This window comes from Amorphus sp. 3PC139-8 (genome assembly GCF_040750475.1).
Lineage (GTDB): Bacteria > Pseudomonadota > Alphaproteobacteria > Rhizobiales > Amorphaceae > Amorphus.
This window is the reverse complement of sequence record NZ_JABJVY010000002.1, coordinates 239,415-260,103: the sequence shown is the minus strand read 5'-3', so window position 1 is coordinate 260,103 and position 20,689 is coordinate 239,415. Positions and strand designations below refer to the sequence as shown.

General features: G+C 62.7%; 19 protein-coding genes. 11 read left to right on the top strand and 8 right to left on the bottom strand.

The window, feature by feature from the left end:
- Positions 1 to 17 precede the first annotated feature (17 nt).
- Both HNS03_RS03575 and HNS03_RS03570 read left to right on the top strand, forming a co-directional pair.
- On the top strand, positions 18 to 503 hold the full coding sequence (locus tag HNS03_RS03575; protein ID WP_367193148.1) for a TRAP transporter small permease: 486 nt from the start codon (positions 18 to 20) through the stop codon (positions 501 to 503).
- Positions 496 to 1,824, top strand: a complete 1,329-nt coding sequence (locus HNS03_RS03570; protein WP_367193146.1) for a TRAP transporter large permease — start codon at positions 496 to 498, stop codon at positions 1,822 to 1,824. Before HNS03_RS03575 ends, HNS03_RS03570 begins: the two co-directional genes overlap by 8 nt.
- Positions 1,825 to 1,985: 161 nt before the next feature.
- On the opposite strand, the gene HNS03_RS03565 is transcribed toward HNS03_RS03570, so the two are convergent.
- The 6 genes from HNS03_RS03565 to HNS03_RS03540 all read right to left on the bottom strand — a co-directional run bounded on the left by HNS03_RS03565 (position 1,986) and on the right by HNS03_RS03540 (position 9,304).
- A complete protein-coding gene (locus HNS03_RS03565; protein WP_367193145.1) occupies positions 1,986 to 2,891 on the bottom strand; it encodes a 2-hydroxyacid dehydrogenase in 906 nt (301 codons plus the stop codon).
- On the bottom strand, positions 2,888 to 4,528 hold the full coding sequence (locus tag HNS03_RS03560; protein ID WP_367193144.1) for a dipeptide ABC transporter ATP-binding protein: 1,641 nt from the start codon (positions 4,526 to 4,528) through the stop codon (positions 2,888 to 2,890). The genes HNS03_RS03565 and HNS03_RS03560 overlap by 4 nt, the downstream gene beginning before the upstream one ends.
- 3 nt (positions 4,529 to 4,531) lie before the next feature.
- Entirely contained in the window at positions 4,532 to 5,368 is an 837-nt protein-coding gene (locus tag HNS03_RS03555) for an ABC transporter permease (protein ID WP_367193143.1), read from the bottom strand.
- Positions 5,368 to 6,384 (bottom strand): ABC transporter permease, encoded by a 1,017-nt coding sequence (locus HNS03_RS03550; protein WP_367193141.1) that lies wholly within the window; start codon positions 6,382 to 6,384, stop codon positions 5,368 to 5,370. Before HNS03_RS03550 ends, HNS03_RS03555 begins: the two co-directional genes overlap by 1 nt.
- A 3-nt stretch (positions 6,385 to 6,387) precedes the next feature.
- Positions 6,388 to 7,947 carry an ABC transporter substrate-binding protein gene (locus HNS03_RS03545; protein ID WP_367193139.1) on the bottom strand — a complete coding sequence of 520 codons (1,560 nt, stop codon included), beginning with the start codon at positions 7,945 to 7,947 and terminating at the stop codon, positions 6,388 to 6,390.
- 61 nt (positions 7,948 to 8,008) lie between these two features.
- Entirely contained in the window at positions 8,009 to 9,304 is a 1,296-nt protein-coding gene (locus HNS03_RS03540) for an LLM class flavin-dependent oxidoreductase (RefSeq protein WP_367193137.1), read from the bottom strand.
- On the opposite strand from HNS03_RS03540, the gene HNS03_RS03535 reads away from it, so the two are divergent.
- From HNS03_RS03535 to HNS03_RS03520, 4 genes are all read left to right on the top strand, one after another.
- Positions 9,303 to 9,602, top strand: coding sequence for a hypothetical protein (locus tag HNS03_RS03535; RefSeq protein ID WP_367193136.1), 300 nt, complete (start codon positions 9,303 to 9,305; stop codon positions 9,600 to 9,602). The two genes, HNS03_RS03540 and HNS03_RS03535, sit on opposite strands and share 2 nt — an antisense overlap.
- Before the next feature lie 34 nt (positions 9,603 to 9,636).
- Complete coding sequence (locus HNS03_RS03530; protein ID WP_367193134.1) at positions 9,637 to 10,311, top strand: GntR family transcriptional regulator; 675 nt, start codon at positions 9,637 to 9,639, stop codon at positions 10,309 to 10,311.
- Positions 10,311 to 11,609 (top strand): NAD(P)/FAD-dependent oxidoreductase, encoded by a 1,299-nt coding sequence (locus tag HNS03_RS03525; protein WP_367193133.1) that lies wholly within the window; start codon positions 10,311 to 10,313, stop codon positions 11,607 to 11,609. The genes HNS03_RS03530 and HNS03_RS03525 overlap by 1 nt, the downstream gene beginning before the upstream one ends.
- Positions 11,610 to 11,709: 100 nt before the next feature.
- Positions 11,710 to 12,264 (top strand): flavin reductase family protein, encoded by a 555-nt coding sequence (locus HNS03_RS03520; RefSeq protein WP_367193132.1) that lies wholly within the window; start codon positions 11,710 to 11,712, stop codon positions 12,262 to 12,264.
- Here HNS03_RS03520 and HNS03_RS03515 read toward each other — a convergent pair.
- Together HNS03_RS03515 and HNS03_RS03510 are read right to left on the bottom strand one after the other, a co-directional pair.
- Positions 12,245 to 13,417 (bottom strand): alpha-hydroxy acid oxidase, encoded by a 1,173-nt coding sequence (locus HNS03_RS03515; RefSeq protein ID WP_367193130.1) that lies wholly within the window; start codon positions 13,415 to 13,417, stop codon positions 12,245 to 12,247. The genes HNS03_RS03520 and HNS03_RS03515 overlap by 20 nt on opposite strands.
- A gap of 35 nt (positions 13,418 to 13,452) precedes the next feature.
- Positions 13,453 to 15,051 carry a thiamine pyrophosphate-binding protein gene (locus tag HNS03_RS03510; RefSeq protein ID WP_367193128.1) on the bottom strand — a complete coding sequence of 533 codons (1,599 nt, stop codon included), beginning with the start codon at positions 15,049 to 15,051 and terminating at the stop codon, positions 13,453 to 13,455.
- 194 nt (positions 15,052 to 15,245) lie between these two features.
- Here HNS03_RS03510 and HNS03_RS03505 point away from each other — a divergent pair, with 194 nt between their 5' ends.
- The 5 genes from HNS03_RS03505 (at position 15,246) to HNS03_RS03485 (ending at position 20,538) form a co-directional block, all read left to right on the top strand.
- Positions 15,246 to 16,154 (top strand): SMP-30/gluconolactonase/LRE family protein, encoded by a 909-nt coding sequence (locus HNS03_RS03505; RefSeq protein ID WP_367193126.1) that lies wholly within the window; start codon positions 15,246 to 15,248, stop codon positions 16,152 to 16,154.
- A gap of 251 nt (positions 16,155 to 16,405) precedes the next feature.
- Complete coding sequence (locus HNS03_RS03500) at positions 16,406 to 17,389, top strand: TRAP transporter substrate-binding protein (RefSeq protein ID WP_367193124.1); 984 nt, start codon at positions 16,406 to 16,408, stop codon at positions 17,387 to 17,389.
- 102 nt (positions 17,390 to 17,491) lie between these two features.
- Positions 17,492 to 17,992, top strand: a complete 501-nt coding sequence (locus HNS03_RS03495; protein WP_367193122.1) for a TRAP transporter small permease subunit — start codon at positions 17,492 to 17,494, stop codon at positions 17,990 to 17,992.
- Positions 17,993 to 18,044: 52 nt separating this feature from the next.
- A complete protein-coding gene (locus HNS03_RS03490; RefSeq protein ID WP_367193121.1) occupies positions 18,045 to 19,355 on the top strand; it encodes a TRAP transporter large permease in 1,311 nt (436 codons plus the stop codon).
- A 37-nt stretch (positions 19,356 to 19,392) separates the two neighbouring features.
- Positions 19,393 to 20,538 (top strand): CaiB/BaiF CoA transferase family protein, encoded by a 1,146-nt coding sequence (locus tag HNS03_RS03485; protein ID WP_367193119.1) that lies wholly within the window; start codon positions 19,393 to 19,395, stop codon positions 20,536 to 20,538.
- Positions 20,539 to 20,689: the final 151 nt, after the last annotated feature.

The window sequence follows — 20,689 nt, the reverse complement described above, 5'->3', positions numbered from 1 at the left end:
CCGGTGACGGAGGCTTCATGTCGATCCTTTGGCGCGATCTGGAAAAGATCGTCTGCGCCGTCGTGCTCCTGGCGATGACGGCGCTCGGCTTCGCCAACGTGGTCGTGCGCTACCTCACCCATTATTCGCTGGCGGCCACGGAAGAGTTGCTGACCAACGGCTTCCTCATCCTGACCATCTTCGGCGCGGCGATTGCCGCGCGCAAAGGCGAACATCTCGCAGTCACGATCCTCTACGACCTGGTGCCGTCCCCCGCCCGCAGAGTGATCGCGGTGCTGGCGAGCGGCCTTTCCGTCCTTCTTCTCGCCCTGTCGGTCTGGTTCACTTGGCAGCTCCTCTTGAACCAGTATGCGAGCGGCATCCAGTCCTACGGACTGCAGATCCCGGCCTGGTACTACAGCGTCGGCCTGCCGATCGGCTTCGCCCTGGTGATCGTGCGTTACATTCAGCACACCCTGGAGACGTGGCGCGGCACCGGCGACGGGGTCACGCCGGATGTTTGACCTCGATCCCGGCACGCAGATGCTGATCGTCTTCTTCGCGCTCCTTTTCCTGCGCGTGCCAGTTGCGTTCGCGCTCGGCCTGTCGGCGCTCTACGCCATGTGGATGCTGGGTTTCGGGCTTGATCTCGTCGGCGACCTGATCGCCAGCGGCATCGCCAAATTCTCGCTTCTGGCGATCCCCTTCTTCATTCTCGCCGGCACGCTGATGGGCTCGCTCGGCATCGCCTCGCGCATGATCGCCTTCTTCCGGATCCTGGTCGGCCGACTGCCGGGCGGCATGGGCCTCGTCGGCACCGTCGTCTGCCTGTTCTGGGGCGCCGTCTCCGGCTCCGGGCCCGCCTCCGTTGCCGCCATCGGGCCGCTGATCATCAAAGGCATGGTGGAGGACGGCTATTCGCGCGGCTTCGCGGCCGGGCTGGTGTGCACAGGAGCCGGCCTCTCCATCGTCATTCCGCCCTCGATCGGCCTCGTCATCTACGGCGTCATCGCCGAGACCTCGATCGCCGACCTCTTCATCGCGGCGATCGTGCCGGGCCTGTTCATGGGCCTATTGATGCTCGCGACGCTGCCGTTCGCCACCACGGGGCGTTCGCTGGAAGGTGGTTCCCCGAGCCTCGATCGACTGATGCCGGAGACGGACGACACGCATCGCGCCTATGGCGATCGGCTGTGGCGCTCGTTCGTCCACTCCTTCTGGGGGCTGATGACGCCGATCGTCATTCTCGGCGGCATCTATTCCGGCGTCTTCACCCCGACGGAGGCCGCTGTCGTCGCAACGGTCTACGCGCTGTTCGTCGGCGGCGTGGTTTACCGTACCCTGTCGCTAAAAGTGCTTTATGAGGCGCTCGTCACCGCCAGCGCCTCCTCCGCTGTCGTCATGCTGGTCGTCGCCTATGCGAGCCTGTTCGGCTGGGTCGTCACCGTCGACGACCTGATCGGCAAATATTCCACCGTGCTCCTCGGCCTCAGCGACCAGAGCTGGGTCATCCTCCTCGTGATCATGCTGGTGCTTCTGGTCGCCGGCATGTTCATGGACGCGATCACCATCATGTTCATCTCGCTGCCGATCTTCCTGCCCGTGGTGAACGAGCTCGGCTGGGACCCGGTCTGGTTCGGCGTGCTGGTGATGATCAACCTGGCGATCGGACTGTTCACCCCGCCGGTGGGCATCAACCTCTACGTCGCGGCGAACCTGACCCGGCTGCCTCTTGAGCAAGTGGCACGCGGAGCCTTGCCGTTCCTGCTGACGAGCCTGATCGGGCTCGCCCTCGTGGCGATGTTTCCCGAACTCTCGCACGTGCTCTTGAACGCGATGCGGTGATCCAGGTCTCAGGCAGCTCACAGCATGGGCCGATCGCCATCTGCCAGCTCATGACAGCCTTCCCGCTGACGCCAAAGACATTCGAAAGCCGACATTCGCACGGACGGTCGGATGCGCGCCCTTTCGACTTAGGCCACATGCCGCAAGCGCGGCCACGACCGTCAGTCGAACACGAGGTCGAGCGCCTGTGACACGAGGCGTCTCGCCGCATCCTGCGTCTTGAAGCCGGCGTGGGCCGTCAGGGTGACGTTCGGCAAGGTGGTCCAGACGGAACCCGCCGGTAGCGGCTCTTCATCGAAGACATCAAGCCCCACGTGACCCAGCTTGCCCGCGGCAAGAGCCGCCAACAACGCGTCGGCATCGACGAGACCACCGCGTGCGGTATTGATCAAAATCGCTCCGGACTTCATCCGTTCGATTTCAGCGTCGCCGATCATCCCGCGCGTTTCTTCCGTCAACGCCAAATGCAGGGAAACCACATCGGAGCCAGCCAGAAGCTCATCGAGCGGCATGGCATAGTCCCGCCATTCCGCCGCGACGGGATTGCGGTTCCAAATCGCCACCTTCATCCCCAACGCCTTGGCGATTTCGGCGAAGCTCCGGCCGATCCCCCCGAACCCGATGATCCCGAGCTGACGACCCAGGAGTTCGGCACCCTCCAACGGTTCCCAGTGGCCGGCGCGCAGATCGCGGTCCATCGCCGCCACCTTGCGAGCAGCCGCAAACATCAGGGCCGCCGCATGCTCGGCGACGGATCGATCCCCGTAGCCGGAAATCGTCTCCACTTTGATGCCGCGCTCGGCTGCCGCGCGAACATCGATATAGCTGCTCGCCCCACTGCCGAGAAATATGATCCGACGAAGCTGCGGCAAACGCCCCAGCAGCTCGTCATCCATCATCGTATGGCCATTCAGAATGACTTCAGCATGAGCCGCCAGATCCACCACGGCATCCGGTCCCGGATCTCCGATATGGACCAGCATACGCTGCCGCCAATCCGGCATCGCCTCTTCCAAGAGACGGCCCATGAAAGGCGAACAGTCGATGTAAACGACGTCCCCGCTCATACCGACGCTCCGATCAACTTGGCCAGGCTCCCCTGAGAGGCAAGCAGCGTTCGTGTGTAGCTGTGCGTCGGACTGTCGAACACCTGCTCCGTCGGGCCGATCTCGAGCAGCTTTCCATGGAATAGAATGGCGATTCGATCGCAGATAAAGCGCGCCGCATCCAGATCATGGGTGATAAAGACCATCGCCATTCCCGTTTCGGCCTGGATGTCCTCGAAGAGATCCAAGATGCCGGCGCGGACGGAAACATCGAGCTTGGAGACCGCTTCATCGGCGACGATCATGCTGGGCTTGAGAGCGATGGCCCGCGCGATCGCCGCACGCTGCAACTGCCCCCCGGATAGCTCGTGGGCGTAACGGCCGGCATGGGTCGCCGTCAGCCCCACACGCTCCAGCAACGCCACGGTCTGATCGTGGACTTGCGCGTCCGGACACCCCACCACCCGCAACGCCTCCGCAAGCGACGCTCCCATGGTCTTGCGTGGATTGAACGAACCGCCCGGGTCTTGGAAAACCATCTGCAGTTCATGACGCAATGGCCGAAGCTGTCGCTCGGGCAGATGCGCAATGTCACGGTCGCGATAGATGATCTCGCCCGTGGCAGGCTCGTAGAGCCTCAGCAGCGTCCGCCCGAGGGTGGTTTTTCCGGAGCCGGACTCGCCGACCAATCCGAGGATTTCACCGGAGCGGATCTCGAAATTGACCCCCTCCAAGGCCGTGAAGGCCGCCCGCATACGGGAGCCCGGAAAGGTCACGGACAAATCGCGGACACGAAACAGAGGCTCGGCGGCTGAGCCGTTGGCTGCCGCGCGGGTCTCGCGTTCCGAAGCGCGATGAGCATGGCCATTCTTGGGGCTGGACAGCTCGATCGCGGTATCGACAAGCCGGCGCGTGTAGGAATGCTTCGGCGCGGTAAACACCTCCCGCGCGGTGCCGGTCTCGACGACGTCTCCCGCCTTCATCACCACGATGCGCTCGCAGAGCGACGCGGCGACCGCCATATCGTGCGTAACGAAGATGATCGCCGCGTTCAGCTTGCGACGGAGCTCCAGGAACAGCTCGAGGATCTGTGCCTCGACGACCTTGTCGAGGTTGGTTGTCGGTTCATCGGCGACGATCAGCGTTGGACGCAGGGCGAGCACCATCGCGATCAACGCACGCTGCAGCATCCCCCCACTCAACTGGTGAGGATAGAGATCCACCGTTTCGGCGGCACGTTTGACGCCGACATCCTCCAACAAATGGATCGTACGCTCACGCCCGTGCGGCACACCTGCCTGGCGCATCACATGCTCGAAATGCCAGCCGATGCGCTTGGATGGATTGAACGAGCCGACCGGGTCCTGAAAGATCATCCCCATCTGGACGCCGCGCAGGTCAAAGAATTGCGTATCGCTGAGCGGCAAGAGATCCATGCCGTCGAAGCGCATTTCTTCGGCCTTGACCTCGGCATTGTCCGGCAGAAGGCGCAGCAGCGACAAACCGGTCATGGTCTTGCCCGAGCCCGACTCGCCGATGACGCCCAGGATCTCGCCCTTGTTCACGCTCATGTCGACGCCGTGGAGAACCTCGACCTCGCGCGATCCGCTACGGAAGGCGACGCGAAGGCCGCGGATGCTAACGATCGGCTGAGACATGCCTCAAATCCGCTCCTTGAGACGTGGGTCCGTCATGTCGCGAATGCCGTCTCCCAACAGATTGATCCCGAGCAGCGCAAAGGCGATCGCGCTGCCGCTCAACGTCAGGACCCAAGGTGCACGGCCGAAATATTCCCGCCCATCCGCCATGATCCCGCCGAGCGATGGAGTCGGCGGCTGGACGCCCAGGCCGATGAAGCTCAGCCCGGCCTCCAGAATGATGGCGAAGGCCAGCGCAACGCTCGCCTGCACCATGATGGGCGCGGTGATATTCGGCAGGATCTGCGTGAACATGATCGCCAAAGGCCGCCGCCCCATCAGGCGCGATGCCTGCACGAACGGTTCTTCGCGGATCAGCATTGTCGTGTTGCGCGAGATGCGCGCGAAAATCGGCAGATAGACGAGCGCAAGCGCCAAAACGATGTTCAGCGTCGAAAAGCCGAACAACACCATCAGCAACATGGCGAGAATGAAGGCGGGAAACGCGAACAGCAGGTCGACGATCCGCATCAGGGAAGCGTCGGCCCATCCGCCATGATAGCCCGCCACAATGCCCATCGTGCACCCCACGGAGGTCGCCAGAATCACGGAGGCGGCACTGATGAAGATCGAGACCTGACCGCCAGCCAGGACTCTCGCCAACACGTCCCGGCCAAAGCTGTCGGTGCCGAACCAATGGGACAAGCTCGGCGGCGCCAAAGTGGCCATGAAGTCCATGTCCTCCGGTCCGAACGGAAGAAGCGAAGGACCGATGAAGACAGCGGCCAGCACGAAAAGGGTGATGAACAACCCCGCCGCGCCGGTGCGATGACGCAGGAAGCCGGAAAGAAGCCGCGGCATCAGCTCGTCCTCCGCGGATCAAGCAGCATGCAGACAAGGTCCGTCAGCATGTTCACGACGAGAACGATGGCAAGAAAGACCACGGTGCATGTCTGGAGAACGGGGAAGTCGCGTGCGAAGGCGCCGTCGACCATCAACGAACCGACGCCGGGAATGCCAAAGATTCTCTCCACCACCACCACGCCTCCGAGGATATAGCGGATCTGGAGCCCGACGACCGTCAGATAAGGCACTAAGGCGTTGCGCAGCACGAAGTGGATGAAGATGAAGCCTTCTCGCAGGCCGAAGGAGCGGGCCGCCGTCGCATAGGAGCGGCTCATCGTCTCGATCAAAACGGCACGCAGGGTGCGCGAAAACACGGCGGCCATGGGCGCGGCAATGGCCAGCGCCGGCAGGAAGCCGGCATAGAGCGCGGCGGGCAAATCCACCACCGGCGAAACATATCCATAGGTCGGGAAGAGCTGGAGGCTCAGGCCGAGACCAAAGATCAGCACATAGCTCAGCCAGAAGTCGGGCATGGAAATACCGAAGACCGCCAGCGAGGTTGCCAGCATGTCGACCGTGCCGCCGCGATTGCGCGCGGCCACGCTGCCGAGCACCAGCGAAATGACGATCGCCAGGGTCAGCGCATAAAGCCCGATGAACACCGTGGCCAACAGCTTGGAAGGAAGAAGATCTCCGACCGGCATTCCGGACGCGACGGCCAATGACGTGCCGAAATCGCCCTGAACGATCCCTCCGAGCCAGGAGAGATATTGGGCATATACGGGGGCGTCCAAACCATGTTGCACGCGAAAAGCCGCCACCGCCTGCGGCGTCGCCTGTTCGCCGAGGGCCGCAAGAGCCGGATCGCCGGGCGCCGCTTTCATCGTGAGAAAAATCACGAGGGTCCCGACGATCAGCACGGCGACCGCCCCAATCAGTTTGGTGGCGAGCCCTGCCGCGAGAGCGGCAAGGCTTTTTCGTCCGGCCTGACGTACGGTCGCTTGGTCGGCCGTTTCGGTCACCGCAACCATGCGTCAGCTAACTTTCATGTTCGCAAACTGATCGCCGAAGTTGGAATAGGGCTTCTGCACGAAGCCGTCGACCCCATCCCGAACAAGGTTGTGAATGTTGGAACAGAAGCAGGGAATAACAGGCATATCATTCATGATGATATCTTCCGCCTGGTGATAGTACTCCGCGCGCTTGTCGGTATCCAGCGTCGTCCGAGCGGCTTCAAGCTGCTTGTCGACTTCCGGATTCGAGTATTTTCCGAAATTCCGCCAGCCGTCGGTCGAGAAGATGTCGCCCATATACTCGTCCGGATCGATCATGCCGAGCCAACCCCAGACCCCGATCTGGAAGTCGCCGGATTTTTCCCGCGCATAGGCGGCATTGGCATCGGTGACCTCGACCGCGAAGCGCGTGCCGAGCACCTGGTTTACCTGCGCGACGAAAATCTCGGCGTATCGCTTCCACCAGCTCCCGCCCCAGGTGATCACCTTCACCTCGTGCTCGTCGGCCTTGTACGCCGACTTGGCGAGCTCTTCCTTGGCAGCCTGGGGATCGAACTTCGCATAGGTGCGCTCGCCCGGCACATAGTACTTGCCCAGAAGCGGTGGGATGGTGCCATAGAGCGGTACGCCCTCTCCGAAGATGACGGCGGAGACCATCGCCTCACGCTGGAACGCCATGGAGACCGCACGCCGGAAATGCACGTCGTCAAACGGTGGCTTCTGGAGATTGAGCGATAGGAACCGCACGTTCAGCCCAGGCTGACGCAGCACCTTGACCGACGGGTTCTTCAACAACTGCGGAACGTCTGCCGCAGGAGCCGTCGACGTGATGTCGGCAAGTCCGCCCAGAAGCGCGGTAACGCCAGACGCCTCCTCCGAGATCAGAGGGATATCGACCGACTTGATCGTCGGGGCGCCCTCGAAATAGCCATCGTGAGCGACGAGTTTCAATCCCTCGCCCACGTCCCAGGACACGAGCTTGTAGGGGCCGGTGCCGACGGGAGCCCGGCCAAACGCCTCGTTTCCGGCCGCTTCGACGGATTTGCGCGACACGATCTGCGTACCCGTGCGCGCGTTGGTCAGAAATGTCAGCAACGGCGCAAACGGCTTCTTGGTGTAGATGCGGAAGGTCAGGTCGTCGACGATCTCGATCTTGTCGATGTCCGACACCTTGGACCGGTTCGGAGAAGCGAACGATTCATCCAGCAACCGCTCCAGCGTGAACTTGACGTCGTCGGACGTCAGGGCGGAGCCATCGTGGAAGGTCACGCCCTTGCGCAACGTGAATTCCAAAGAGCCGTCATCGCGGGTCGTATAGGATTCCGCGAGATCCGGTACGATCTGCATGTCCTTGTCGAACTTGAGCAGGCCGTTATAGAGCGACCAGATCACATAGAACTCGGGAATGAGCGACGCCTTGCCCGGATCGAACGTATTGATGGCGTTGTAACCGGTGATTGCCGCCCGCAACTTATCCGTGGCAGCCAGCGTTTCTCCCGGCCGAATCCCCAACCCCGCGAGGACCGTCAAAGCCCCTGCCCCCTGGAGCAAAGTCCGCCGTTTGACCTGCAATTGCGACATCGTAGTTCACTCCTGTTCTTCAGGACCGTCTGGAAGGTTTATTGATTGTGGACGCGCCTCTTCAGGCGAGCCCGAGATTTTCCCGGAGGGTGTGCCCCCCATATTCGTTGCGGAACAGGCCGCGCCGACGCAGTTCCGGCAAAATGAAACGCGATAGATCGTCCATCCCCTGCGGCAGCATCGGCGGACAGATATTGAAGCCGTCGGCGGCCCCGCTCTCCAACCAATGCTGCATATCGTCGACGATCTCTTCGGCCGTTCCGACGAAATAGCGCCCCGTAAAGCCGGCCGCGGCACGTTCGTACATCTGGCGGATGGTCGTCTTTTCGCGCTTGGCCTTCTCAACCATCGAGCCGGAAATGCTGATCTTGTCGCTGGAGAAGTCGTCGGGGAGCGGCTGATCGAGATCGTAGCCGGATAGATCGCCGCAGAAATTGTACAGCATCGCCAGTCCGGCAAGCGGATCGATCAGGGACTGAAGCTCATCGAATTTCGCCTGCGCTTCCTCGCGCGTCGCTCCGACATAGAGCGTGATCCCCGGCATGATCAGCGGTGCATTGTTCGGGCGGCCATAGTGAGCCGCCCTCGCCTTCAGGTCGGCATAGAAGGCGCGCGCCTCCTCCACATCGAGCGCGACGGTGTAGACCACATCGGCATACCGCGCCGCGATATCCCGTCCCTTGTCGGAGGCTCCCGCCTGCACGATGAGCGGCCGGCCCTGGGGCGTGTGCGCAGAGGTCAACGGGCCGCGCACTTGAAAAAAGCGGCCCGAATGATTGAGCACATGCAATTTCTCAGGGTCGTAGAACTGCCCGGTGGCCTTGTCGTGCGTGAAGGCATCGGGCTCGAAACTGTTCCATAGGCCGCAAACCACTTCGACGAACTCCAAGGCCCGATCGTAGCGCTCATCTCGCGGAAGATTGCCAACGCGGTTGAAGTTCAAAGCCTCCTGATCGGACCAGGAGGTGACGACGTTCCAGCCGGCGCGCCCGTTGCTGATGTGGTCGAGCGACGCGTATTTGCGCGCCACATGGTAGGGCTCGTTATATGTCGTGGAAGCCGTCGCCACGAGGCCAATGTGCTGCGTCACAGCCGCGATCGCCGAGAGCAACGTCAAGGGCTCCAGTTCGGCATTGCGCATGTCATGCGACAGCGCGCCTTCCGGAACATCCGCGCCGCGGACAGCCAGCCCATCGGCGAAGAAGATCATGTCCAGCTTTTCGGCTTCCGCCTTTTGGGCGATCTCCCGATAGACATCGAAGCGCGTCAGGGAAGATGGGTCGAAATCCGGATGGCGCCATGCCGCCACATGGTAGCCCAAATAGCGCATGGACAAGCCGAGTTTCATTTCCCGCATGGTCATTCTTCTCCGGGCGCATCGCGTGCAGCGCGGCCTTTCACATTTCAGTATACCCAATGATCACACCCATCCTCGGATGGCGCAATTCATTTTTTTCAGGAACACGCTGACCTTCGTCAATTTGCCAAAAAAATTATCTGAAAAATATATATTTGTGCAGATTCAGGCCGCGCGAGATCATAATTCGCGCAGCAAATTCAGCCTCATTGCCAAGCAACCCACCATGCGCCCGATTGTGCCCTCTCAAAATCTGAGTATACTGAAATCGACTGCGCCGCACTCGATGGCCGCTTAGCCCTTGGATCTTGTGAGAGAAAGGAACGCCCCTCGTGGAGGCGGAGGACACCCAACGCGGAAGCGCGGTTTATGCCGGCTTGAAGGGCCAGATCCTTCGCCACGAATTCCTCATGGGCACGCCGCTGCGGGAGGAAGATGTGGCGGGGTGGTTCGGCACCAGCCGCGTTCCCGCACGCGACGCGCTGCGCCGTCTCGAACAGGAAGGACTCGTCGAGCGCGTCGGCCGCAAATACACGATCCGCAGCTATAGCTACGACGAGATCGTCATCATTTATCGGTTGAGATCGGCGCTCGAACATCTGGCCGTGGAACACGCGGTCGCCCGCCTCGGCTCGGGGGAAAATGACGAGCTGGAGAAAGTGGCGACGATCCTCGACCAGCAGCACGAGGCGATCGAGCAAACCAGTCGCGGCGAATTCAGCGAACTCGATGTCGCCTTTCACCTCGCCATCGCCGACATCAGCGGTCTGCCGCTTCTGTCGCGCGAACTGGAGTTGTCGCTCAACCGCGCCCGCCTCATCCGCAGCAACGAGATCAGCCGAGATTCCGGGCCGCGCGGCGCCTACGAGGACCATTGCCGTATCTTCGCCGCCTTGCAGCGCGGCGACGCGGCGACCGCCAAGGCCGAGCTCGACTATCACTATATGACGACGCTGCGCCTGCACGCCGGCGCAAGCGCGAATTCCCACCCCCAGGACGCTTCCTGATGAATTACATGGCAGACTGCCTGAACCAATTCCCCTCGCTCTGGCTGCGCACCGCCGCAGAGGCCGATCCGTCCGAACCGCTTGAGGGCGACGCACGCTGCGATGTCGTGATCATCGGCGGCGGTTATACTGGGCTTTCGGCAGCCATCACTCTTGCGAAGGGTGGCGCCTCGGTTCGGGTGCTGGAAGGAAAATTCCCAGGCTGGGGCGGCTCGGGCCGAAACAGCGGCGCGGCAATCCGCGGGTTCAAGAACAGCCGCACGGCCTTGATCAAGGAATATGGAGAGACGCACGGCCGCGCCATGGCGGATTTCGGTTCGCATACGACCGATGTCGTCTTCGATATGATTTCTACCTACGGCATCGATTGCGACCTGAAGCGCACCGGCTGGATATTGCCGGCGCACAATGAAGCCGGCATGCGCCGAGTCGAGGAACGTGTGCGCACCTGGACGGATGACGGCATCGGCGGGCTCGATCTCCTTTCGCGCACAGAGTTGAGCCGAATGCTCGGATCCGACGCCTATGTCGGCGGGATGATCGATCGCGAAGGGGCCTCCCTCAACCCTTTGAGCTATGCCCGCGGCCTGGCCCGTGCCGCAATCGAGCTCGGCGCCGCCGTCCATGGAGAAACGCCGGCGACCGCCATCATTCCCTCCGGAAGCGACTGGAAGGTCGAAACGCCGCGCGGCACGCTTACGGCACCAACGGTCATTCTAGCCACGGACGCCTATTCGGACGGCCTCAGCCAGGAAGTGGATCGAAGCTATGTGGCGATCCACACCTATATCATCGCAACGGAGATCCTGCCTGAAGCGATCGCGGCGACCATCCTGCCGGGGGAACAGGCCGTCTCCGACAGCCGGCGCATTCTCAATTACTGGCACAAGACTCCCGACGGCCGCGTCCTCTTCGGCACGCGCGGAACCCTGAACGGTCCCCGCCACCCGCAAGACTTCTCCCATGTGGAAGCGGCAATGCTGTCCGTCTATCCGCAGCTTCGCGGACAGCCGATCGCGTTTCGATGGGCCGGTAAGGTCGGGATGACGCGGGATTTCATGCCCCACATCCATCAGCCGAAACCCGGCCTCTGGACGGCGCACGGCTACTGCGGGCGCGGCGTCGCGATGGCGAGCGCCTACGGCAAGCTTCTCGGCGAAACCGTGCTGAACGACCTGCCGCTGGAGAACCTCCCGGTCCCCAACACACAAGCTCCCCGAATGCCGCCGTCCGCTGTGCGAAATGCCGGCATCGTGGCGGTCACGCACCTCTATCGGGCGCTGGATGTCTATTTCTAGAACCATTTTCGCTCGGGCCACTCCGTCACATTCAGATCCAACCGACCCGACCAGGAAAAGCTCCAGCACCACGTCAAGGTCAGGAGACCCGGGGCCTCACATGAGCCACAATGACATTCCTCGCGATGATCATCGCCTGACGGCCGCGCCTGTTCCGGCCGCTTCGTCCGTCACGGCCTCCACCTATCGATCGGCCATGGCTCAGGTGGCAGCGCCGGTTCACATCATCACCACGCTGTGCGGCGACGGACGCTATGGAATGACGGCAACGGCCGTCTGCAGCGTGACGGACACGCCTCCCCGGCTCCTGGTCTGCATCAACCGCTCCTCGCAATCCTACGAACGCTTTCTCGAAAGCCGTATCCTGGCCGTCAACACGGTCGCAGCCAACCAGCAAGAGCTGGCGGCCACGTTTGCCGGGGCCGGTGGAGTAAAGGACATGACGGAGCGCTTTGGTCAGGGCCGTTGGGACGCGTTGGAGACCGGCGCTCCGATCCTTGCCGATGCAATCGCCTCATTCGATTGCCGTCTCGTCGATTCAACGCGGCAATCCAGCCACGATGTGCTGTTCTGCGAAGTCATCGCCTTGAAGACGACGGCAAATGTTCCGCCCCTTCTCTATTTCGATCGGCGCTTCACGTCGCTGACGTCATAGAGGCTGACGCGTTTCCGTGCTGGAGATAGCTCTCGTCGAGCTCGGAGATGGATGGACATCCAATCTGCGAAAGCGCGAGTTCGATCTCTCGGCCCAAGATAGCGAGAGCGCGGTCGGCACCAGCCCGACCGAACGCCGCCACTCCGTAGAGTGTGGCGCGACCGACGAAGGTCATGCGCGCGCCGAGACAAAACGCGGCGACCACGTCTGAGCCGCGCGTGATGCCGCTGTCGAGCATCAACGTCGTGGCCTCGCCCACCGCCTTGTGAATGGCGGGGAACACCTCCACCGGCGCGGGACTGCGATCGAATTGTCGGCCGCCATGGTTGGAGACGATGATGCCGTCGCAACCGGCTGCGACCGCATCGAGGGCGTCCTGAGGGTGCAGAATCCCCTTCACCACCAGCTTGCCTGGCCACTGCTCCCGAATCCGCTTCAGCCGATCCCAGGTTTGGATCGCGGGGACCTCCCGCGCGAAGATGCCGGTGACGTCCATGGCCGAAGCCCCAGTTTCCGCATACGCCTGCCAATTTTCCAGATAGGGCAGGCCGTCGCGCAGATAGCGCACGACCCAGGCGGGATGCAGCGCTGCCTCCAGCGTTGCGGCGAGCGTCGGTTTATAGGGCCGCACCCACCCCGCGCGGATCGACCGCTCCCGCTTCGAATGGGCCGGAACGTCGACCGTGACGACCAGGGTGGAAAGACCGGCTACCTCCATCCGCTTCAAGAGATCTTCCGCGATGTGCTCCGATTTCGGCAGATAGATCTGATACCAAGCGCCAGGATGAACGGCCGCGATCTTCTCGATCGATGAATTGCTCGCCCCCGACAGGATGAACGGAGCGCCCGCCGACGCAGCCGCCTTGGCAAGATGAAGGTCGGCATCCGCATATGCGATCGCCGCCATGCCCGTCGGAGCGATCCCGAACGGTCGCGCGAACGACTGCCCAAGGATCTCCACTCCTTGGGCAGGCGTCGAAACGTCCCGCAAATAGCGTGGGACCAGCAGGATGTCCCGAAGCCGCTGTTCATTGCGAACGATGCCGGCCTCGTCCTCCGCCCCACCCTCGATATAGTCGAAGATGATCTTCGGCAGCCGCCGCCGCGCGACCCGCTTCAAGTCCCCGATGCTGATTGCCTTGTCCGGCGTCATGGACAGCCTCCCCCTCTCCTCGATTCGTTCCGGCGTCAGCCGCGCAGGGCAGCGGACTGCTGATCGTAGCCGGACGGATCGATGGGAACGTCGATCAGGCTCGGCCCCCGTCGGGTCATCGCCTGCGCCACGGCATCGGAGAGCGCCTCGAGGGTTGTGGCGCGCTGGCCGTGAACTCCGGCACCGGCGGCCATCTGTGCAAAATCCACCCCCGACCAGCGCAGATTGCCCTGAGGCAACTGACGGGCGCGCTGCTTCAATTCGATCAGCGACAACCCACTATCGTTGAAGACGACGACCACGATCCATGCGCCGACATCGGCTGCGGTGGCAAGTTCGCCCGCGCACATCAAGAGCCCGCCATCACCGGTAAAGGCGATGACCGGACGGTCCGGATCCGCCAGCGACGCGGCGATGGCGGCGGGAAGCGAGTACCCCATCGTCGCCAGACCGTTGGAGATGAAGATCTCGTTCGGCGCCGTCACCTCCCAATAGGCCATGGCGGAAAACATATGCGCGCCGGCATCGACGGCTGCCCGCGGACGGTGCGCGCCCGACGCCGCTTGTACGGTCTTCACCACGTCGACCGGAGAAAGGCCGCTGTTGCCGGCCACCTCGTCGGCAAGACGCGCCGCCATCGCTGCCTTGTGGACCGCAATGTCTTCCGCCGGCCAGCCGGAGAGCGCCGCCCCGCCCCGAAGCTTGCCAAGCGCTGCGGCAAGATCGCCCCGACACACCGCCTTCGGCTCGACATAGTGCGGATCGTAGGCGAGGGATCCGACATCGAGCACCGGTGCCGCATAGGGCCAAGGCTTGCCGATGAGCTCCACCGGATCGAAGCCGACGAGAACGATCAGATCGGCCTCGGAGACGCAAGGCGCCTCCAGTGCCCCACCCGTAAAGAGGCCGACAAACAGGTCGTGGCTCGACGGGATCGCCCCTTTGGCCTTGTAGGTCGTCAGCACCGGGCACCGCAGCACCTCAGCCAAGTCCTGCAGGGCAGCCGCGACACCGGGATGCCTTGCCTCGAGACCGGCCACGATCACCGGGCGCTTTGCCCCAGCCAATAGTGCAAGGGCATCGGCACACTCGCCCGCGGCTTCCGTTTCGATGGCTGGGACCGGGCCGGCTGCATCGGCTTGCCGGCGCGCAACCTCCCCGGTCAACTCGACATAGACGGGCCCCATCGGCGCGGTCTTGGCAGTTGCGGTCAGCCCCGCGAACTCACCAGCCGGATCCGGCCCATCGAGCGTACTGCTGCCCTTTACGAGGCCGGAGAGAAGGGCGGGTTGATCGTAGCGCTGATGGGTATCGAAGCGCGCCCGTTCGCCGCTCCATCCGTCGGTGAACAGCACCAAGGGGGATTTGTCGAGCCAGGCCTGAGCAACGCCATTCACAGCACTGGCCGTCCCCGGGCCCTGGGTGGCGAGCGCAACGCCAATTGACCCGCTCAGATCGGCCATGGTGGCAGCCATGAAGGCAGCCCCTGTCTCCGTGCGCGTCAGGACGAAGTGAAGCCCCTTTCGACTTGCCGCATCGATAAGATCGAGGCTGGAACCGCCACCCGGAACGCCGAAGAGATGGGTCACGCCGTCCCGAGCCAGGACATCGATCACCGTTTCTGCCACCTTCATCGGCTTTCTCCCAGGGCTTTTCTAAATTTGTACTTACAAGATAGACCCTGCTCAATAGAGCCCGACGGCGCATTGGTCAATCCAGATATCCGCCACGAATATCGCGGAATCAGATCGGATTGACCCCTGACATCCCGAGCGCTACCGTACCTGTTCGAACAAATTAGAACCCATTCGGAAACGAGAGCCCAAGCGTGTACGCAGCCCCGCCTTCACGCCACCTCGCCGTGGCGACCACGATCCCGTCAGAGCACCACCGATCCGAGAAGAATGTCTGGATCGACGTCCAATTTCACGGAAAGCCCGCCCCGGTCTTTCTGGAGGGCCCCTCCTTCGACCGAGAGGGCAATCTATGGCTCGTGGACATCCCTTGGGGCCGACTCTTCAAAATAACGCCCGAAGGGCACATCCACTGCGAGCTCGACTATGACGGCCAGCCAAATGGCCTTGCGATCCACAAGGACGGTCGCATCTTCATCGCCGACTGCAAGAACGGGATCCTGGTCTTCGATCCGGCCTCGAAGCAACTTGAGACCTTTCTGGATCGCATCCTGCTGCAGCCCTTCAAGGGGCCGAACGATCTCACCTTTGCCTCGAACGGCGATCTCTATTTCACCGATCAGGGCCAGACCGGCCTGCACGACCCGACGGGCCGCGTGTTCCGTGTCCGCGCCTCAGGCCATGTCGAATGCCTGATCGACAACGTCCCAAGCCCGAACGGCCTCGTCCTCAATGCTGCAGAGGATACGCTCTTTCTGGCGGTCACACGCGACAACGCCATCTGGCGCGTGCCGCTCGTCCACGACGGCTTGACCACGAAAGTCGGCGTCTTCATCCAAATGTCCGGGGGCGGCGGGCCGGATGGCCTTGCCATGGATTCCGCCGGCAACCTGCTCGTTTGCCACGTGGGCCTTGGATCGATCTGGGTGTTCAATTCGATCGGCGAGCCGATTGAGCGACTGAAGACGCCGGACGGCGGCCTGATGACGACCAACTGCGCCTTTGGCGGACCCGACAATCGGCACCTTTACGTTACCGAGGGCCTCAACGTGCTGACGACCGAAATGGCTCAGCCGGGCCGTCGCCTCTACTCCCACGCCTGACCGCGAAGCCACCGGGCGGATCCAATCGACTTGTCACAATAGGAGCGCGAAGGCCGGCTCGAATTCGTCGGCCTATACTTCGCAAATTATGGGAATTTCCAAGTTGACAGATTTCCGCTCCCCTATATTGTACGTACAAGTTTTGGATCCGCCCAACGGTCAGGAGGCCGTCCAAGGATCCGGCGCGCCGCTCGTCAAAACCAACAAGATGCCGCGCTGACAGAAACGAGACACCGGCAAGGGAGGAACTCATGGGGAAAATGCTCAATTCGGCGCTCATCGCGCTCGCGATTACGGCCGCGACGGCGGCACCCGCTACCGCCGCCGACGTCAGGCTCGACCTGGCCAATGAATATGGCGCGTCGTCCTTCGTCGCACTGGCCGACAAGGACTTTGTCGACACCGTCGCTGAAAAGTCGAACGGATCGATCGACATCACCGCGCATTTCGGCGGCGCCCTCGGCTTCAAGTCGAAGGACCAGTTCGACGCCGTCGGCTCCGGAATCGTTCCGATCGCCGGCTCCTATGCGGGCGCCTTCGTCGGCATCAATCCGCTGTTCGCGCTGTCGTCGATGCCGTTCCTGACCCCGACCGTGGACGACGCCAAACGTCTTTTCGAGATCGCTCGCCCGGACTACGAACGCATCTTCGAGAAGAACAATCAGAAGCTCCTCTACGCCTCGCCCTACACCCCAGTCGGAATCTGGGCGAAGATCCCGGTCAAGAGCGTCGAAGACCTGGAGCAGCTCAAACTCCGGACCTATGACGCGGCGGGAACGGAGACCTTCAAGGCGGCCGGCGCCTCGCCCCTGCAGGTGAGCTGGGCTGACGTGGTGCCGCTGCTCAGCGCCGGGGGCATCAACGCCGTACTCACCTCCGACGAGATCGGCATCAGTGCCAGCTTTTGGGACTACATGCAGAATTTCAATGCGCTGCCCTACTCGATCGCCGTCAATATGACGCACATGAATCTGGACGCCTTCGACGCGCTTTCGCCCGAGCAGCAGCAGATCATTCTGGATGCCGCCGCCGAAGTTCAAGAGCGCAACTGGGGCCGCGTCGACGACCGCGTCAAGCGCAACAAGGGCATCCTGACCGAGCACAACGTCACCGTTGTCCCGGCCGATCCGGCCCTGGTCGCCGATCTTCAGGAAGCCTCGAAGAGCGTCATTGACGGCTGGCTTGCCCAGACCGGCGAAGTCGGTCAGGCCATTCTCGACGAATATAGAAAGTAGGCTCCTCCTTCTGGAGAGTCCTCCCGATCGCGATGATTTCGGGTCTTAACGGCCCGAAATCACGAGCCGCGATCGGTCCTTTTCGCTGCGAATAGGCGTCCCATGACTGCGATCTTTCGAGCAATCGACCGCCTGAGCGACCTGTCCGCGGTCCTGGCCAAGATTTTAATCGTGTTTATCTTCGCCCATATTCTCGTCGAGATCGCCGCCCGAAACCTGTTCAGCACGTCAACCTTCGTGCTCGATGAGTTTGTCGGCTATTCCGTCGCCGCGGCAACATTCCTCGCCGCCGGCGCGACCTTCAAGGCCGGCGAATTCATTCGGGTGGGCTTCCTGGGCGAGCTTCTCAACAACCGCGATCGCGCCCGCGCCGCTCTTGAGGCCGCCTGCACGCTGGTGACGCTGGCCGTCGTCCTGATGCTTGCCCGCTACTTCATCCTGAACGCGATCAAGCATTTCGAGCGTGGCGTCGTCAGCGACACCATCGCCAAGACGCCGCTTTGGGTGCCGGAAGCTCTGGTCTGCTTCGGGCTCGTCATGTTCGCGCTGCAGCTTCTTTCCCACCTGCTTCAACTGCCGGCGCGCCTCGCCCAAAGCAAATAGCAACGGCCGGATGCCTTCGCCGCATCGCCCCCGGTAGAACAGCGAGACGACAATGTCGCCGATCGAGCTTGGTCTCTTCCTACTGGCTCTGCTTGCCGTGACGCTGGGATCCGGCGTGTGGATTTTCGCCGCCCTGATCCTCGTCAGTATCGTCTGTCAGTATTTCGTACTCGGCTTTCCGCTGGAGCGCATCGGCATCTTCCTCCAGTCGATCGCCTGGCGCGCCGCCAATTCCTGGGAACTCTCGGCGATCCCACTCTTCCTCGTGATGGGCGAGATCATCTCCCGAACCGATATTGCCGACAGGCTGTTTCGCGGACTGACCCCCTGGCTGGAGCCCGTGCCGGGACGCCTGCTCCACGTCAACATCGCCGGCTCGACGATCTTCGCGGCTGTCAGCGGCTCAAGCACCGCGACGACCTCGGCGGTCGGTCGCGTCACGCTGCCGGTTCTGCTGGAGCGCGGCTATTCGCCTTCGCTTGCGCTCGGTTCGCTGGCAGGCGCCGGCAGCCTCGGTCTGCTGATACCGCCATCGATCATCATGATCATCTACGGCGTGCTGGCGGAGGTCTCCATCGCCAAGCTGTTCATCGGCGGCGTGCTGCCCGGTCTTCTGATCGCCGCACTCTATTCCGCCTATATCATGGCGCGCTGCCTGCAACACCCCGAGCGCAGCCCCCGGGCCAACCGCACATTCGCCCCTAGAGAATATTGGGGGGCCCTGATCGAGATCGCCCCCTTCTTCATACTGATTACGGTCGTCCTAGGCGGGATCTACGCCGGCTTCGTCACCCCGTCGGAAGCGGCGGCCATTGGCGTCGCCGCCACGCTTGTCATTGCCGGCGTGACCGGGCAACTGAGCTTCCGCCTGCTCTCGAACGCGCTCCACGCGGCCGTGAAGACGTCGTGCATGATCTGCTTCATCGTGGTTTCCGCCGCGATCCTGTCGTCCACGCTGGGCTTTCTCCACCTTCCCCTCGATGTCGCAACCGCGATCGCCAGCCTCGACTTGTCGCCCTATGCGCTGATCCTTTTCATCGGCCTTTTGTACATCGTGCTCGGCCTCTTTCTCGATGGCATCTCGATCGCGGTCATGACCCTGCCGATCACCCTGCCCCTGGTTCTGGCCGCCGGCTACGACCCGCTCTGGTTCGGGATCTTCCTGGTCATCAACATCGAGCTCGGACTGATCACCCCGCCCGTCGGCCTCAACCTGTTCGTTCTGCAGGGGCTGACCCGGGAACCGCTCGGCAAGGTCGCGGCGGCGGCAATGCCGTTCTTCTGCCTGCTGATCGTCGCCGTTGTTCTGATCACGCTGTTCCCAGGCCTTGCGCTTTGGCTGCCCAATCTCGTCTCCGGTTGATGCCGCCCGCCGCGATCCGATCAAGGAAACATTCCCAATGAAGCTCGAGGGTATCCGCGTTCTCGACTTGTCGAGCTTTCTGCCCGGCCCCTATCTGACGCTCGCGCTTGCCGACCACGGCGCCGAGGTGATCAAGATCGAGGCACCCGGCGAAGGAGATCCAAGCCGCCACATCGGTCCACGCGATGGCCCACACACCGTCTTCTTCCGCAGCGTCAATCGCGGCAAGAAGAGCGTCGCGCTGAACCTGAAGGACGAGAGCGACCGAGCGGCCTTTCTGCGCCTCGCCGACACCGCCGACGTCGTCGTGGAGTCCAACCGGCCCGGCGTCGCGAAACGCCTCGGCGTCGATTACGACACCATCGCCGCCCGCAATCCGTCGATTGTCTACTGCTCCCTGAGCGCCTTCGGCCAGGACGGCCCCTATGCCGGGCGCGCCGCCCACGATCTGGCGCTGGAAGCCTTGAGCGGCGTGCTGTCGCTCACACTCGGCGACGACGGCCGCCCGGCCATTCCCGGCATCCCGATCGCCGACGTGCTGGCCGGCCTGCAGGGTCTCTCCGGCGTCATGATGGCGCTTTACGCCCGCGAACGGACCGGCAAGGGCGACTTCGTGGACATCGCCATGCACGAAGCCCTGCTCGGCGCGACCGTGAACATGCTCGGTCCGGCCGTAGCCGACGGCGTGCAGCCGGACGTCAAGAATGGCCGGACCACGGGCGGGGCGGCTTTCTACGCTATCTACGACACGGCCGACGGGCGGCAAATCGCGCTGGCCGGCCAAGAACCGAAGTTCATCCGCGCCCTCCTCGACAAGCTCGGACGGCCCGACCTCGTGGAGCCCTGCACGCGCGGGCCAGGCCCGCACCAAGCGCCTGTCCGCGCATTTTTGGCTGACACCTTCAAGGCGATGACGCTGGCGGAGGCCGAGGCATTCCTGAACGCGATCGACGTGTGCTGGGGACCGGTCAACACCCTGCCCGAAGCTTTGGCGGATCCACACCTCAGCACCCGAGGCTTTGTCCTGACGGACGCCGAGGACCAGCGTCATCTCGCGTCGCCAATCCGGTTCCGGAACGAGCCTGCGCGGCCGGATTGGCGCGCGCACGACCTCGACGAAGATTCAGACCTTGCCCGCACCGCGGCGGACCCGCCCTCGGCCGCCGCCGAAGATACTCGCTAACCTATACGCATAGGTTCGATCCGGCCCAATGACCACCCAGAAAGCCCCGACTCCGCTCGCCGGAATAAATGCCGAATTATCGGAATTTATCGAGACTTCTAAATTTCACAACCGCCCTTTGAAAGGGTCGACACCGACTGGAATAGCGCGT